At 39.8% G+C, this 15,798-nt stretch carries 11 protein-coding genes; 4 read left to right on the plus strand and 7 right to left on the minus strand.

What is annotated here, in order from left to right; translation table 11 throughout:
• Positions 1-52 precede the first annotated feature (52 nt).
• The gene (locus R8N23_RS00210; protein ID WP_318169538.1) at positions 53-1,405 is read left to right on the plus strand and encodes a hypothetical protein; all 1,353 of its coding nucleotides are present in this window, start codon (positions 53-55) and stop codon (positions 1,403-1,405) included.
• Here R8N23_RS00210 and R8N23_RS00215 read toward each other — a convergent pair.
• Positions 1,402-2,007 carry a peroxidase-related enzyme gene (locus R8N23_RS00215; RefSeq protein ID WP_318169539.1) on the minus strand — a complete coding sequence of 202 codons (606 nt, stop codon included), beginning with the start codon at positions 2,005-2,007 and terminating at the stop codon, positions 1,402-1,404. The genes R8N23_RS00210 and R8N23_RS00215 overlap by 4 nt on opposite strands.
• Positions 2,008-2,117: 110 nt before the next feature.
• Between R8N23_RS00215 and R8N23_RS00220 the strand changes: the two genes are divergently transcribed.
• Complete coding sequence (locus tag R8N23_RS00220; RefSeq protein WP_318169540.1) at positions 2,118-3,032, plus strand: ComEA family DNA-binding protein; 915 nt, start codon at positions 2,118-2,120, stop codon at positions 3,030-3,032.
• A 57-nt stretch (positions 3,033-3,089) separates the two neighbouring features.
• Positions 3,090-7,115, plus strand: coding sequence for an AAA domain-containing protein (locus R8N23_RS00225; protein WP_318169541.1), 4,026 nt, complete (start codon positions 3,090-3,092; stop codon positions 7,113-7,115).
• 1 nt (position 7,116) lies between these two features.
• On the opposite strand, the gene R8N23_RS00230 is transcribed toward R8N23_RS00225, so the two are convergent.
• From R8N23_RS00230 to recQ, 4 genes are all read right to left on the minus strand, one after another.
• Positions 7,117-7,602, minus strand: coding sequence for a gliding motility lipoprotein GldH (locus R8N23_RS00230; RefSeq protein WP_318169542.1), 486 nt, complete (start codon positions 7,600-7,602; stop codon positions 7,117-7,119).
• 4 nt (positions 7,603-7,606) lie between these two features.
• Positions 7,607-8,779: a regulatory iron-sulfur-containing complex subunit RicT gene (locus R8N23_RS00235; protein WP_318169543.1), complete on the minus strand. Its 1,173-nt coding sequence runs from the start codon at positions 8,777-8,779 to the stop codon at positions 7,607-7,609.
• A 92-nt stretch (positions 8,780-8,871) separates the two neighbouring features.
• Positions 8,872-10,149: a phosphoribosylamine--glycine ligase gene (gene purD / locus R8N23_RS00240; protein WP_318169544.1), complete on the minus strand. Its 1,278-nt coding sequence runs from the start codon at positions 10,147-10,149 to the stop codon at positions 8,872-8,874.
• Positions 10,150-10,309: 160 nt separating this feature from the next.
• Positions 10,310-12,499 carry a DNA helicase RecQ gene (recQ, locus tag R8N23_RS00245; protein WP_318169545.1) on the minus strand — a complete coding sequence of 730 codons (2,190 nt, stop codon included), beginning with the start codon at positions 12,497-12,499 and terminating at the stop codon, positions 10,310-10,312.
• A gap of 242 nt (positions 12,500-12,741) precedes the next feature.
• Here recQ and R8N23_RS00250 point away from each other — a divergent pair, with 242 nt between their 5' ends.
• Positions 12,742-13,815 carry a mannose-1-phosphate guanylyltransferase gene (locus R8N23_RS00250; RefSeq protein WP_318169546.1) on the plus strand — a complete coding sequence of 358 codons (1,074 nt, stop codon included), beginning with the start codon at positions 12,742-12,744 and terminating at the stop codon, positions 13,813-13,815.
• Here the strand turns inward: R8N23_RS00250 and rlmB are convergent.
• Together rlmB and R8N23_RS00260 are read right to left on the minus strand one after the other, a co-directional pair.
• Positions 13,812-14,585 (minus strand): 23S rRNA (guanosine(2251)-2'-O)-methyltransferase RlmB, encoded by a 774-nt coding sequence (gene rlmB / locus R8N23_RS00255; RefSeq protein ID WP_318169547.1) that lies wholly within the window; start codon positions 14,583-14,585, stop codon positions 13,812-13,814. The two genes, R8N23_RS00250 and rlmB, sit on opposite strands and share 4 nt — an antisense overlap.
• Positions 14,564-15,646, minus strand: coding sequence for a GWxTD domain-containing protein (locus R8N23_RS00260; RefSeq protein WP_318169548.1), 1,083 nt, complete (start codon positions 15,644-15,646; stop codon positions 14,564-14,566). The genes rlmB and R8N23_RS00260 overlap by 22 nt, the downstream gene beginning before the upstream one ends.
• Between the last annotated feature and the right edge of the window lie 152 nt (positions 15,647-15,798).

Here is a 15,798-nt window from a genome sequence, read left to right on the forward strand (position 1 = left end):
CTTGAAACTCCTTCGCCATTCCATATTGTTTTGTATTGTAGGCTTATTCGCTATGTTGGGGTGCGAACCTTCGACAGAGGAGATTTCATTTGACCCTGACTTAAGGCTCACCTACTCTACAGATACCATCACTTTTGATACATTATTCAGTTCGGTTGGCAGTATTACCAAACGCTTTAAAATCTACAATCCCAATGACAAAGCTATTCAACTGAATCAATTGTCGCTGGGAACAGGAAATCAGTCTTCCTATTCTCTTACTGTGAATGGTGCAAAAGATAAATCATTCCAAAATGAGATCATTTATGGAAATGACAGCCTACTGGTTTTAGTGGAAGTCCTAATAGATCCCAGTGACCAAGACCTACCATTTTTAGTCAAAGATTCTGTAGAAATAGTATATAATGCAAGATCAGAAAGCATCAAGCTGGTCTCCTGGGGTCAGGATGCTGTATTTATCAATAATGAGGCCATTACCTGCAATACCACATGGACCAAGGAGCGCCCATATGTCGTTTATGATTCCGCATGGGTGGCTCAAGGTTGCCAACTTATAGTAGAGGCAGGTACAAAAATCTATATCGACAATGATGCTTTGTTTACCATTGCAGGCTCCATAGTCGTTCAAGGTACCTCAGATGAAAAAGTTGAAATTTCTGACACTCGATTGGATGCAAAATATGACGAAGCTCCTGGTCAATGGGGAAGTTTATTTTTCTTTCCAGGCAGCACGGGTAACCTCATTGATCATGCTATTATCAAGAACGGTACTACAGGTATTATCATGGCGATAAATTTGAATAATGGGGATGGAGCTGAACTACAGCTAAGCAACACTTCAATACAACACATGTCTGAATCAGGCATCGCAGCCTTTGCGGGAACTATTGATGCACATAACCTCGAGATATTTCATTGCCAAAATCAATTGTTTGGTGGCTTTGCTGGCGGTATTTACACTTTTAACCATTGTACTTTTTCCAACGAGCCCAATGATTTCACTCGTGAGGGAGCTTCCGTCGGATTTACCAACTATTTAGAATTCAGTGATGGTACAATACTGGCCAACGAACTATCTCTCCAACTGACCAATTCTATCGTTTGGGGAAGAGAAGATGAAGAGTTGGCTGTAGACTTGTCTTCCGCGGCAGTTGCTACTGTCAACGTAGAAAGAAACATCATCCGTTCGTCTGATCAAAGCTGGGCCATTCTAAACAACTTTATAAGCCAGGAAGACAACTACCCAGGATTCTATGCTCCTAACTTTTATGATTATCAAATTGATTCCCTATCCAACGCCAGAGATTCAGCACTAATCTCTTTGGTCACTCATGATATTTTAGGAACTACACGAGACGCCATGCCTGATATAGGAGCCTATGAAAGAAAAGATTCTATTCCTTAGGAATGCGACCAGTTATCCTCATCGGTTTGGTCATTAGGTGATAAGCCCAAGATATCTCCGTCTGTACTCACACCCAATCCCAGCACCGTCCTGTTGGCATAACAGAAATAACTGACCACTTGATTGATCTCAAGTATTTCACCGTCTGTCAACCCCAGGTTTCGAAGCTTTACGACATCCTCTTCCATCATTTTGGCAGGGTTTAAAGTCAGCTTCCTGGCATAGTCAAACACCGCACATTCCTGTGCAGAAAAAACCTGTTCAGGTTGATCTTCTCGAAATGCTGAGTTTATCTTTTCAGCCCTTTCATCATTTTTCAACAGTCTCTTCATACCCTCATAATGATGATCTACACAATAGGAACAACCATTGAGCATACTCACATACACTCCCAAAGCTTCAAGAAAATGAACCGGTGTGTCATTCGTACTATTATGTAACACATACTTATAGAGCGCCATATGACCTTCCAAACTATATGGCCTCAGGCTATGTACTTTCAATATATTATCTATGTACTCCCCAGGTCCTTTGATTCGATCATAGATCTTTCTCAATTTCCCTTTGGACTCCTGGTAATCAATTTCCTCTATCCAAGACATATCTTAAGCGTTTTTGAATAAATATAGAATATCGAAATCTCAGTTAGTGGTAAAATTTCATTAAGAAGAATTAAATATGATTTTAATTGTTATAATACTATTTTTATTCTGTGCTAACCAAACTTAAAAATCGAATTAGGCTATTCTTCGGATTTTCAGCCTCGGAAACCAATGGCCTTCTCCTATTAGTTCCTATCCTATTGCTGATCCTCGCAGCTCCTTCAATTTTAAAATCTGTACTAGCCAGTAACTCCACCCAAAGCGATTTAGAGGATCAACGCATACTTCGAGCTTGGCTGGAAGAATCAAAAAGTAAACTCAAATCCGACGACGGTGTGACCTTCATTCCTACGTTCTTCGACCCAAATCAAATCAACAGCGACAAATGGGTGCAACTTGGATTCAAAAAGAACATCGCAAAGAGAATTGTCAATTATAGAGCAAAAGGTGGGGTGTTCAGAAAAAAAGAGGACTTGCTGAAAATATATGGAATCAACCAAAAGTTAGTAACAGCTTACTACGATTATATCGTCCTACCAAAACCTGAAACACAGCCCAAAGCCGCTTTACCAAAATTCAAACAAGCCATCGAAAAAATGGTTGTTGAAAAGAATAACGTGAAATTCGATTTGAATTTGGCTGACACTGCTCAGTTTCAATTAGTAAAAGGAATTGGACCAGTATTATCCGAAAGGATTGTAAAATATAGAGAGATGTTGGGCGGTTTTACCAGCACCGAACAACTACAAGAGGTATATGGCATCAAACCCGAAGTCTATCAACGAATGTTGAACGATTTTGACGTTCTGGTTGCATCCAATAAGAAAATTAATATCAATGAGGACTCCATTTCTTTTCTTGCCAAACATCCTTATTTGAGTTATAAAACCAGTCGGGCAATCATAAAATACCGCGCGCAGCATGGCGACTACCAGTCTGTAGATGATTTGAAAAAAATTCATACTATATCTGATTCCCTATTTCAAAGAATAAAACCTTATCTGAAAGTAGAAACGACAGAATGATAGGGGTGCCTAGGGAAAATCAATATCCTTTTCTATTTTACGTCCAGAACTTATCTCATGAGAGAAATACTTCAGTCGTACTTAAGAAGGTTAACCAATTTATCAGGAAATAGTCGATCCATATTCCTGCCTAAGCTTCCTGTTGGTCAGTTTATTGATCTTCATGAATTCGACTTTGCACAGAACGAACCCTCCTTTAAAATCCTAGAAGAAATACTTGCAAGAAAGGCAAAAATCTCCCTTTGCGATATCCAAAATAGCAGAGACCAAGATTCTAACCATCTCTCTAAAAAACTCAAACAGCTCAAAAGAGAAGATCATTTGATTTTTGAAGAGCGAGGTGCCAGAGATTTGTACATCGGCTGGCCATTTATAAAAGGTAAATTTTCTGATGGCACATTGGCCAGATGCCCACTGCTATTTTTTCCTGTTGCTTTAGAATTTGATAAGAAAGATTGGTATTTAGTAAGCCGTAAGGACGTGAATGTGACCATGAACAAGTCCTTCCTACTTGCCTACGCCTATTTTAATCAGCTTCCGGCAAATGAAAATTTGCTTGAAAGGGTATTCGACGATTTTGACAAAGAAAGTAAAGGGTTTCGTACCGACCTTTACGAATTAATGAAGGAGGAAAAACTTGAAATAAACTTCAACCAAGATAATTTCACAGATCAACTCACTTCATTCAAGCCTTTCAAAAGAGCTGACCTGGAACAATCGGAAAAGGATGGCGAACTCAAACTCTACCCAGAAGCCGTCCTTGGCATTTTCCCACAGGCCGGCTCCTATCTGGTACCCGATTACCTTACACTACTCGAGCACACTAAGTTATCCTCCTTAGAAGGCTTTTTTGCTGAAAGAAATTTGGATGAGGAACAAAGTGACGACACCTCCTACTACCGCTTTCTCAAGCGAGTAAAAGAAGACCAGACTTTTACTCCATTTAAAATGGATGCTTATCAGGAGAACGTAATAAAGGCAATTAAAAAAGGCAATTCTGCTGTTGTCCAAGGTCCACCTGGGACTGGTAAATCTCAACTCATTTGTAATCTAGTGGCCGATTACATTGCTAGAGGCAAAAATGTACTTGTGGTAAGTCAGAAGCGCGCGGCATTGGATGTGGTATTTGAAAGACTAAAAGAAAAGGAATTAAATGATTTCATTGGCCTACTCCATGACTTCAAAAATGATAGAAAGCCCATCTATGAGCAGCTAGAAGGTCAAATTGATCGACTAGAAGACTACCAGTCGGTAAATAATTCACTAGACGCCATCCAACTCGAACGGAACTTTCTAAAGACAAGTAGAAGAATAGATCAGCTTGACGAGGAGCTTTCGGAGTTCAAAAAATTCCTGTTCGACGAATCAGAATGTGGCCTTTCTATAAAAGAGTTGTACTTAACTTCGAGTCCACACGAATCGGCTATTCCGCTTAATTTAGAATACCGAAATTTTAGATTTGACAGTCTTGATGAATTCAAAAGGAAGCTGGAAACCTATAGCAAGTATGGAGAAACCTTTCTCAATGAACATCATCCGTGGTTCAATCGAAAGTCATTTTCTACTCATAAAGTCTCCGATCTCAATTTGATTTCTAAACATCTGGATGAAATTAAGCCTTACATCAGTGTCTTAGAAACGGTTACAGAAAAGGCCATTGGCAAAAAGGTCTCGTTCGAAGATGTGGTCGAGATCATTAAAAAATATGAGGAAATAGAACATCTGGTATCTGTTCTGAAAGATCCATTGGTTTTTAATGCGCTGAATTTGGTTCTAAGAAATGTTCAGCGAACAGTAAGCAAAGAAAAACTTGTAGAGACAGAAAAATTAGTCATGCAGTGCTATGAGGGTCATGGTGCAGAACTCTCTCTAAAATCAGAAGAACTCGGGAGATTTCAGGAAGCACTAGACCGAAGTTTGGATGCACGAAAAAGTATCTTCAAATGGCTCAGGTGGAAATTATTCTCAAAGGATAAGATCTTTATTACTCGAGTACTTGTCAATAACGGGCTAAAAAGTGACCGCTCAGGATTTGATACGTTGGTACAAAAAGTAGACAACAGACTGAATCTTGAACACAACCTAAGCTTACTTAAGGACGAACCAGCTTTACGCCCATTTCCTAAAGTCTATTCTAAAATTGAGATAAAGAACTGGTTTTTCTATCAAAAACAAGCCGCTGAAGCTCAAACGACACTGGATGGTATTCGCCATATGAACGAATACATTTCACCACTTACGTTAAATCAGTCAGAATATACGAGCCAGCTTGCCGGCTTACTGACCGCTCTGGAACCCATTGGGAATAAACTGGCAGAATGGGAAGTGTATTTTTCTATCCCACAACTACGCCTCATGTTTGCCGGTCAGTTGGACATCGAGCAACTGCTTTCATCACTCAAACAAGATTTTGACTCGTTATGTGAATTCGACAAACTTCAGTCTGAATTCCGAGAGGATGAGCTGAGTATAGTCAATAGACTTTTGGAAAATGAACCTCGTGTAAATGCCGAAAGTTGGTGGCAACTATTTGACAATAGTTTGCGCTTGGCATGGATCGAACATATAGAGTTAAAATATCCTATTCTTCGTTCTGTTTCCTCGCAGAAATTCGAGGACATGCAAACAGAATTGCAGGATTGCGTGAAGGACAAGCTCAGAATGAGTGTAGAAACACTCCTGTTAAAGTCTAGAGAGAGAGTTTATAAAAACGTAGAATACAATAGGCTAAACAATAGGGTCACCTATCGAGATGTCTATCATCAGGTCACTAAAAAAAGGCGTATTTGGCCAGTTAGAAAGCTGATTGCCAATTACCCTCGAGAAGTATTTGATCTTATTCCTTGCTGGCTGGCCTCTCCAGAATCTGCCTCAGCCATCTTTCCTATGGAAAAGGTATTTGACTTAGTAATCTTTGATGAAGCCTCTCAGTGTTTTGTAGAAAAGGGCATCCCCGCTATGTTCAGAGGGAAACAAGTAGTAATTGCTGGTGACGACAAACAGCTACGTCCGAATGATTTGTATAAAATCCGCTGGGAGGATGACAACGAACAGGATATCGCCGAATTAGATTTTGACTCTTTGCTTGATTTGGGTAGTCAGTACCTGATGCAGGTTCAGCTCAATGGTCACTATAGAAGTAAAAATCTTGATTTGATTCGGTTTTCCAATGAACACTTCTACGGACAGCGGTTAAAAATGCTTCCTGATTTTAATGATCTGAACCTAAAACAGTCGGCCATTGATTATGTGAAAGTAGAAGGCTTCTGGCAAAACAACACCAATCACGAAGAAGCAGAAAGAGTCGCTCAAATCATCGAAACTTTATTAAAGAAAAACCCAGAGGTAGAAATTGGGGTGGTCACCTTCAATGCTGCCCAGCAGATGTATATTTTAGATTTTCTGGAAGAATACGCCTTGGAACATGGCTTGATCATTCCAGATTCATTGATTGTAAAAAACATCGAGAATATCCAAGGAGACGAGAAAGATGTCATCATATTCTCTACCGTATATGCTCCAGATCTAAAAGGGAAAATGAATATGAACTTTGGCAGCTTAAATACAGAAGGAGGCGAAAACAGATTGAATGTAGCGGTGACCAGAGCAAGAGAAAAAATCTATTTGGTGACCAGCATTATGCCTCAACAACTCCGGGTAGATGACACTAAAAACGAAGGACCAAAGCTCTTGAAGAAATACCTGGAATATGCCCTTGCCATATCTGAAAAAACTTTAGTCCCCGCCGAAAAATCAACAGACAACCATTCTCCTTCTTGGTTCCTCAAGAATAAAATAGAAGCATTGGGGTTTGAGCATTTCGAATCATTGCAAATAGATCATACTTTACCGTTTGTAGACTTGGCGCTGAAATACCATGACCAATATTTAGCCGCTATCATCACCGATGATGACTTATACCATCAAGATATTTCTATCAAGGCCTCACATGTCTACAGGCCATTCACTCTCAAACAGAAAAATTGGACATTCAATATGATCTCCAGCCGTCAGTACTGGATAGATGCAGAACATATCAAGGAGCGAATCAATAGAATGATTGCACGCTCAATTGAAAAGTAGATTATTCAGCTTCAGGCTTCTGGACCTTCAACCCAAAAGATAAAATTCCGGGCAAATTCTCCATTCGCATAAACTGCTTCACCTTGAAGTTATAAACACCCGCGTAAGGAAATTTTTGATCTTCAAATACTGGAACTGCTCGGTCGAATAAATCACCTAGTCCTTCGCCTAATGGTTCCCCTGTTTTTTTGTCAAAAAGAACCAATTCCTGAAGTTCGGAAGACAACATTTCTCCTGCCGAATCTTCAAGATAATACTTCAAAAAGAGGTTATAATATGGGTAGTCGACGGCATACCTCACATTGTATTGAACTTGATAAATAGATGTGGTGTCCTCTATTTCAAATTGGAATGAAACCAAAGAGTCCAAATGCCAAAGTCCTTCCTGAATATCCGATTGCTCATTGATAACAGTTTTGTCACCACAGGCCACCATAGATAAGGAAACACTGAAAACGATCAAAAATTGATAAATTGATTTTAGCATGAGTCTAATCAGGTTTTTTCTTGTTGAATTTATTCTTTCCTCCGCGCTTCTTATTGCGACGATTTTTATTTTTCGGCTTGTTATTGCTCCCCTTTCGGAATTTCTTATCCATTCGCTCCAAGTCACTATTCAATGATTGTGACTCTCGGTTCTCACCTCCCACTTTATCTTCCAATAAAGTCTCCGGCTTCTTGCCTTCAGCATTTAATTTTTGAACCTCTTTTACTCGATCAGTATCCAGTGCAATCCAGGCGTTATCATTCTTATACCCAAACCACATGATCTTTCTAAAGATATCCGTTTTTTGTAAGCGAGCCTCACCTTTGTCAGTGAGCAATCCTGCCTCCACTTTAGGAATATCCTTCAGCGCATCCATATAGGTCTCCAATTCATAATTGAGGCAGCACTTCAATCGCCCGCATTGTCCAGACAATTTACTTGGGTTAAGCGAAAGGTTTTGATACCGAGCAGCGGATGTGGATACATTCTTAAAATCCGACAACCACGTAGAACAACACAGTTCGCGTCCGCAAGACCCAATGCCCCCAAGCCTTCCAGCCTCTTGACGTAAACTGATCTGGCGCATTTCTACACGAATCTTAAACTCACCAGCCAATCTTTTGATTAACTCTCTGAAATCTACTCGTTCATCTGCCGAGTAATAAAATGTGGCTTTAGAATTATCCGCTTGATATTCGACATCTGTCAGTTTCATAGCCAAACTCAATTCAGTGATAATTTCGCGCGAGCGAAACATCGTTGGGTTTTCACGGTTCTTTACCGACTCAAATTTCTCTAAGTCTTTTTGTGAGGCGACACGATAGATGCTTCGAATTTCGTCATCGTCTTTAACCTTCTTTTTCTTCATCTGAAGACGAACCAACTCCCCTTGCAAGGACACATACCCCACATGATGTCCATTGGGTACATCTACCACTACCGGATCTCCTGGGTATATTTCTAAATCATTGGAGTTTCGAAAGAATTCTTTTCTTCCATTTTTGAATCTTACTTCGAAAATGTCGAATTGATATTTGGCAGGAGTCTCCATATTAGAGAGCCAATCAAAAGTATTCATCTTGTTGCAGCCTCCACTGCTACAACCGCCATTGCTCTTACATCCTTTTATACTTCCGTCTGCAGCGGTCAATGTGCTGCAAGTACTGCATCCCGACATGTTGTCTTTGCTTTTATCAGCCTTAAATATAATGAAGAATTGTTATCCCCATTCTTATCAAATGACGGTATATTTTTCTAATCGGAGGTTTCTCAGAGTGCCAACAAATCCTGACCAATATCCTTTCGGAAATTCATGCCTTCCCATTGGATAAATTGTAGGTTTCCATAAGACTGATCAAGTGCAGACTGAATGTCCGACCCCAAGCCAGTTGATGCAATCACACGCCCGCCATTGGTTACAGTTTCTTCTCCTTTTTGAGATGTTCCAGCATGAAAAACAATACCCTTGAAGTCAGAGTCTAAACCAGACATTGTTCTTCCTTTTTCATACGAGCCAGGATAGCCTTCTGCCACAGCTACTACCGTGGTGGCTGTTTCAGGCTTTATAACTAGTTGCTCTTTGCCTAGTTCTTTTTTAGCTGCTGCTGCTAAATGAGAAAGAAAATCAGACTCAATTCTTGGCATCACGACTTCTGTCTCAGGGTCACCCATTCTCACATTGTACTCGATCACAAAAGGTTCTCCATTTACATTCATCAATCCGATGAAAAGAAAACCAATAAAATCGATGCCGTCGGCCTGCAAACCATCAACAGTTGGTTTGATCACCTTGTCTTCCACTTTTTTCATGAAAGCTTCATCTGCGAATGATACCGGCGATACAGCTCCCATTCCTCCTGTATTCGGACCAGTGTCTCCTTCGCCAATTCGCTTGTAATCTTTGGCCTCTGGCAATGTCATATAAGACTTGCCATCAGTCAGCACAAATACCGAAAGTTCGATACCATGTAGATATTCTTCTATCAATACTTTGCTACTGGCATCACCGAATTGACCGTCAAGCATTTCTTTAAGAGAGCTTTCGGCCTCCTTAATGTCTTCTGTAATAATTACTCCCTTGCCTGCTGCCAAGCCATCTGCTTTCAGCACGTAAGGAGCCTCTACCTTTTTCAAAAATTCCAGCCCATCTGCAAGGTTCTCCGCAGTCACCGTCAATGATCCTGCCGTTGGAATATTGTTTCGCACCATAAAGGCTTTAGAGAAGTCTTTGCTTCCTTCTAGTTGAGCGCCCACTTCGTCTGGCCCTACCATCAATATATCCTTCAATTCCGCTTGAGCAGCAAAATAATTTCGAATGCCTTTCACCAATGGCTCTTCTGGGCCCACTACCATCAAGTCAATGTTGTGTTCCATAACAGCTTTACCAAGCGCCTCAAAGTCGTTGACACCAATGGCGAGGTTTTCTGCAACTGCAGCCGTTCCGGCATTTCCAGGTGCTACATATAGATTATCACATTTTGGGCTTTGTTTGATTTTCCAGGCTAGCGCGTGTTCGCGTCCACCAGCTCCTATCACAAGTACGTTCATGAATACATTCGATTTTACTCTCTTGAGAGATATAATATCCCGACAATCCTATCGGGCAATTTTGCAACTCAATTCTTGTCTGTCATTAACTAGATTGAGTTGAAAGCAAAATTAAACCAATTCATGAATCGGCTATAAAATTGAAAGAATATCTGGGTGTTTAATTAGCGTATTCGGACATGAATTTGATTCGCATCAATCGAACTTCATCCTCAGAGTAACCGTCCTGTTCTAGCTCATCCATAGCCACATCGAGGTTATCCGTATCAGCCGACATAAAATAATCTAGCAAATCATCCTGGCGTTCCTCATCAATGAACTGATCAATGTAGTAGTCCAAATTGAGTTTAGTTCCAGAAAAACAAATGTTTTCAATTTCGGTAAGTACCTCGTCAAAAGAAATGTTTTTGATCTCAGCCACTTCTTCCAAATCTACCTTTCGGTCGATTTGCTGGATCAAGAAGATTTTAATTTTAGACTTGTTTACCGCAGATTTAATTACCACATCGGAAGCTGTCTCCAAATCATTTTCTTTTACATAATTGGCTATCGCATCAATAAACGGTTTGCCAAATTTCATCACCTTACCCATACCAACGCCATTGACTTGAGCCAAGTCTTCCTTGGTGGTTGGGTAAGTGGTAGCCATCTCTTCTAAAGACGGGTCTTGGAAAATGACATAGGGAGGAAGGTCCTTCTGTTTTGCTACTTTTTTTCTAATTCCTTTGAGAATATCATAAAGATCCTCATCATGGGCTTTTCCGTTAGCATCTACACCGTTGTCATGGTCGAGATTTTCAACCGTATAATCATGGTCTCTCGACAACTCAATCGAAAATGGTTTCTTTAGGAAATCATGACCTTTTTGAGTCACCTTTAGAACGCCAATGTTTTCAATATCCTTAGTTAAAAATTCATTGAGTAATGTTTGACGAACGACCGAGCGCCAAAATACTTCTGTCTCATTTTTGCCGATGCCAAAAACATCCAGTTTGCTGTGATTATAGCTTTTCACATATTGACTTTCAATTCCCCTCAGTACATTAACCAGGTGCTTAATACCAAAACGCTCTTCTGTTTTTATGGCTGTTTTGATTGCTTTAGCAATGAACTCTTGGCCTTCAAAAAGCTCTTTGGGGTGAGCGCAATTGTCACAAAGGCCCCGATCTGAACAATCAGGATCCATATATTCTTCTCCAAAATAATGCAATAGTTGCTTCCTGCGACAAACAGAAGACTCTGCATAGGAAGACACTTCTTCCAATAGTAATTTGGCATTTTCCCTTTCAGTAACCGGCTTGTCCTTATTGAATTTCTCCAATTTGATGATGTCATCCAACGTATAAAACAGGATACACTTACCTTCTAGTCCATCTCGTCCTGCGCGACCGGTTTCCTGATAATAGCCTTCAAGGGATTTAGGGGCATCGTAGTGCACAACAAACCGAACATCTGGCTTATCGATTCCCATACCAAAGGCAATAGTTGCTACGATTACATCGATGTCTTCATTGAGAAATCCATCCTGATGTCTCATCCTTACGCCACTCTCTAATCCTGCATGATAGGGCGCTGCATTCACATCATTTACTTTAAGCAATTCGGCAATCTCCTCTACCTTTTTTCTACTCAAACAATAGATAATACCCGAGGTGCCTTTTTGTTCTTTTACGAATCGGATCAACTGCTTTTTTACATCAACCTTAGGTCTGATTTCGTAATAAAGATTTTTTCTATTGAAAGAAGATTTGAATACATCAGCTTCCTCCATTTGAAGGTTCTTTTGAATATCCAATTGCACTTTAGGTGTGGCAGTAGCCGTCAACGCTATAATTGGAATATCTCCAAATTGACCGATAATAGACTTTATTTTTCGATATTCCGGACGGAAATCATGACCCCACTCTGATATACAGTGTGCCTCATCAATTGCCGCAAAAGAGATTTTTGCCTGGCCCAAAAATTCAATGTTTTCTTCCTTGGTAAGAGATTCGGGTGCTACATATAGAAGTTTCACTTTTCCAGACAAGGTGTCTTCCTTCACTCGTTTCATTTCTGTTTTGTTCAGAGTAGAATTCATGAAGCGAGCATTGACTCCAAAGGCATTGAGTTGGTCGACTTGATTTTTCATCAAGGCAATCAGCGGTGAAATAACGATAGCTGTGCCTTCACTGATTATCGCTGGCAATTGGTAACACAGAGATTTCCCTGCTCCTGTCGGCATTAATACGAATGTATTTCGGCCTGAAAGTAGGTTGGTAATAATTTGTTCTTGGTTACCTCGGAAATTACTAAAGCCAAATATTTCTTTCAGTTTTCCCCTCAGTTCATCCTCCTGGCATGCAATCATCTTCTTCTCAATTTATATACCGGATACATAATTTAACAAAAAATGAGCTAACCACAGTTAGCCCTGCAAAATTTCGTTTCCGGTCGCTGGTTAATTATTATTTAAATTATACAAATACCATGATAAAATCAATTGATACTAGATGATCCTATCACAATCCTGTTACTAATTCTTTAATCAATTAGTTACGCATACTATTATTCTCCTTCTATATTTGTCGTCCAATTCAAATTTAGAAAAGGATGAAATCAGAAGTATTTGTAGTAATTATGGCTGGGGGTGTTGGAAGTAGATTTTGGCCGTATAGCCGAAACTCTCGCCCGAAACAATTTATCGATGTTTTGGGCAACGGTAAATCACTACTACAAATGACTTACCAGCGTTTCTTGCCAACGGCAAGCAAAGATAACATATTGGTGGTAACTAATGACATCTATGCAGATCTGGTCCAGGAACAGTTGCCTGACATCAATCCAGACCATATTCTTACGGAACCTGCCCGAAGAAATACAGCCCCTTGCATCGCATATGCAGCATATAAAATTAGAAAGAAGAATCCAGATGCCGTGATGGTGGTTACACCTGCCGATCATGCCATTTTTCAAGAACAAAATTTTACGAATGTCATCAAAATTGCAACTGACACCGCAGTTGGTACAAATAAATTATTGACCGTAGGCATCACACCAAACCGACCTGAAACAGGTTATGGCTACATTCAATATTTGGAAGACAATGCTGAAGTAAAAAAAGTAAAAACTTTTACTGAAAAGCCAGAACTGGCATTAGCCAAGAAATTTTTAGAAAGTGGCGACTTTGTTTGGAACGCAGGTATTTTTGTTTGGTCCATTTCTGCCATTGTGAAGTCTTTTGAAAATTCAATGCCTGATATGGCCGAAGCATTTGAAGGAGGAAGTGACAAATACTATGGGGCAAATGAAAAAGCCTATATCGATAAAATCTACCCTCAGTGTGAAAATATTTCCATCGACTATGGCATTCTAGAAAAGTCGAAAGAAGTCTTCGTAGTTCAAGGCACTTTTGACTGGTCTGATTTAGGATCATGGAATTCCCTTCATGAAATCAGAGAAAAGGATGAAAACGACAACGTAGTGGATGGCCAGGTAATCCTTGGTGATTGCAAGGATAACATCGTGAAATCTGAAACTAAAAGACTTCTTGTACTAGATAATCTAGAAGGATATTTGGTCGGAGATTTTGACGATGTGCTTATCGTGTGTAAGAAAGATCAGGATGCTCGGTTTAGAGAATATGTAGCGCAAGCCAAAAAGCTCAAAGGGGATAAATACCTCTAGCTTCGCTGCCTCATACTTTCGAAAAGTATGACTCCAGCAGCCACAGATACATTTAAGGAATCAATCTGGCCTACGACTGGGATCATCAATTTTTCATCTGCAGCTTTGAGTAGTTCTTCTGAAATACCGTCTTCTTCAGATCCCATGATAATGGCGGTTGGAACCGATAAATCTGCATCAAACACCTTTTTCTCTGTCTTTTCCGTACAAGCGACAATTTGAAAACCACTGTCTTTCAAATATTTAACTGAGTGTGTCAGACTGTCTTCTTTGCAAATTGGCAAATAACTCAGGGCACCAGCTGAAGTTTTAACAGCATCAGAATTAATCATAGCTCCTCCCTTAGTAGGAATCACGACACCATTAACTCCTGCGCATTCCGCCGAACGACAGATCGCCCCAAAGTTGCGCACATCAGTCACTCGATCCAAGATAAGCACCAAAGGGGCCAATCCATTTTCATAACTATTGGCCACAATGTTGTGAAGCGTCACAAAATCAATTGGAGAAACAAATGCCACTACACCCTGATGATTTTTCCTAGTCAATCGATTCAGTTTTTCGACAGGAACCTTTGACACAGTGACCATTGAACCTCTCAGCAATTCTACCAGTTCTTTGGTTAAATCGTTCTTGAGGTCTTTTTGAAGGAAAATTCTTTCTACCGTTTTACCTGATTTGATAGTTTCGATCACTGCACGAGTGCCAAAGATCATATTGTCAGGCTCTTCTTTTCTTGGGGGTCTCTTTACAAATCTCCGGTTCTCCATTGTTGTACTGCCGTAAACCACGCCTTATTGAGCGACTTCTCGCGAATGAGGGAATAGTGGTATTGAACAAATAAGTTGCGTGTTTTGGCAAAAGTAAACTTTAAATCACCATCAAATGTCTTGTATTCCCATATTTCTATCTCTTCTTTTTTAGTCACTACCTCTGGTGGCCCAAACACAATATAGATCATGCCCCGATCGGTTTTCCATCCATTTTTGTAATCTGTAAAAAGTGCATTGGCAAATTTGACCGACCGAAAGTACTTTTTGATTGTTTCTGAAGCCAGCTCTTTATCATCAATATGGCTCAACCAAAAATTATTGAAAGCCAACTTTTTATCTTCAGCTGCATTCAATTCTTCAAATTCATCGCCAGTACATATATACTTTAGCGTTTCTATTAGTTCTTCTACTTTCTTTGTTCGAGGATAATATTCTTTGTGACTTAGAATTGAAACGCCCTTATCCGAAGCTGTATCATTCTGAACGAAATAGAGGTAGTCCGCCTTGTTGAGCATCATTCCTCTCTTAAAACCAAGCACTCTATCAATTTTTAGCATCTCTGATGTAGCTCCATTTTCCACCACCATTGGAGGAATGGCCGCTGGAAATTCTTCCTTGTACAAGTAAGCAAAGTATTGTACATCGTCACTTCTCTCTTCATCGATTTCTTCAAACCAAACAGAGTCCCCTTTTTTATAACCGTTATAAAACATGGCCTCATTATCTCCGCCATAGATAATATTAGATAGAGGGAATGCTAACCCATCGTTAATTGGAATTCCATATAAATAGGGGCGGTCCAGAAAGGAAAATTTAACCACCAAATAGTTATTTTCTGGTTTGGCATAGAAATCAAGTGCTATGACATTTTTGATGAATCCAGAATCAATGTTTATAGCTATTGGCTGAATCAAATCCTCTTGACCTGAATTAATTTTTTTCTGCTCGGAAAGCTCAAAACCAACTAAACTATCGGTCGGGAGCACTTTGACCAGATGAAAAGTTAGTATCAGTTTATACAGCGAATCCTCTTTAGCAATTTGATGATCGATTTTCACCGGATCATGATTATACAAGTAACTGAAATTTTCTTTTGTTAAATCATGACCGAGGATTTTTTGGTTCAAAACCAACAGGAACAAAATAACAAAAGCGACTTTGAAGAATTTGAAAATGCACATGAAACTAATATAAATCAATTTAGAGATTA

It is taken from the genome of Reichenbachiella sp. (genome assembly GCF_033344935.1).
Lineage (GTDB): Bacteria > Bacteroidota > Bacteroidia > Cytophagales > Cyclobacteriaceae > Reichenbachiella.

Bases quoted from the DNA above. Each gene is read 5' to 3' on its own strand.
- rlmB (WP_318169547.1), bottom strand. From the start codon at position 14,585: ATGGAGAACCGGAGATTTGTAAAGAGACCCCCAAGAAAAGAAGAGCCT.
- R8N23_RS00235 (WP_318169543.1), bottom strand. From the start codon at position 8,779: ATGTCGGGATGCAGTACTTGCAGCACATTGACCGCTGCAGACGGAAGT.
- recQ (WP_318169545.1), bottom strand. From the start codon at position 12,499: ATGATTGCATGCCAGGAGGATGAACTGAGGGGAAAACTGAAAGAAATA.
- R8N23_RS00215 (WP_318169539.1), bottom strand. From the start codon at position 2,007: ATGTCTTGGATAGAGGAAATTGATTACCAGGAGTCCAAAGGGAAATTG.
- R8N23_RS00230 (WP_318169542.1), bottom strand. From the start codon at position 7,602: ATGCTAAAATCAATTTATCAATTTTTGATCGTTTTCAGTGTTTCCTTA.
- R8N23_RS00210 (WP_318169538.1), top strand. From the start codon at position 53: ATGTTGGGGTGCGAACCTTCGACAGAGGAGATTTCATTTGACCCTGAC.
- R8N23_RS00250 (WP_318169546.1), top strand. From the start codon at position 12,742: ATGAAATCAGAAGTATTTGTAGTAATTATGGCTGGGGGTGTTGGAAGT.
- R8N23_RS00225 (WP_318169541.1), top strand. From the start codon at position 3,090: ATGAGAGAAATACTTCAGTCGTACTTAAGAAGGTTAACCAATTTATCA.
- purD (WP_318169544.1), bottom strand. From the start codon at position 10,149: ATGAACGTACTTGTGATAGGAGCTGGTGGACGCGAACACGCGCTAGCC.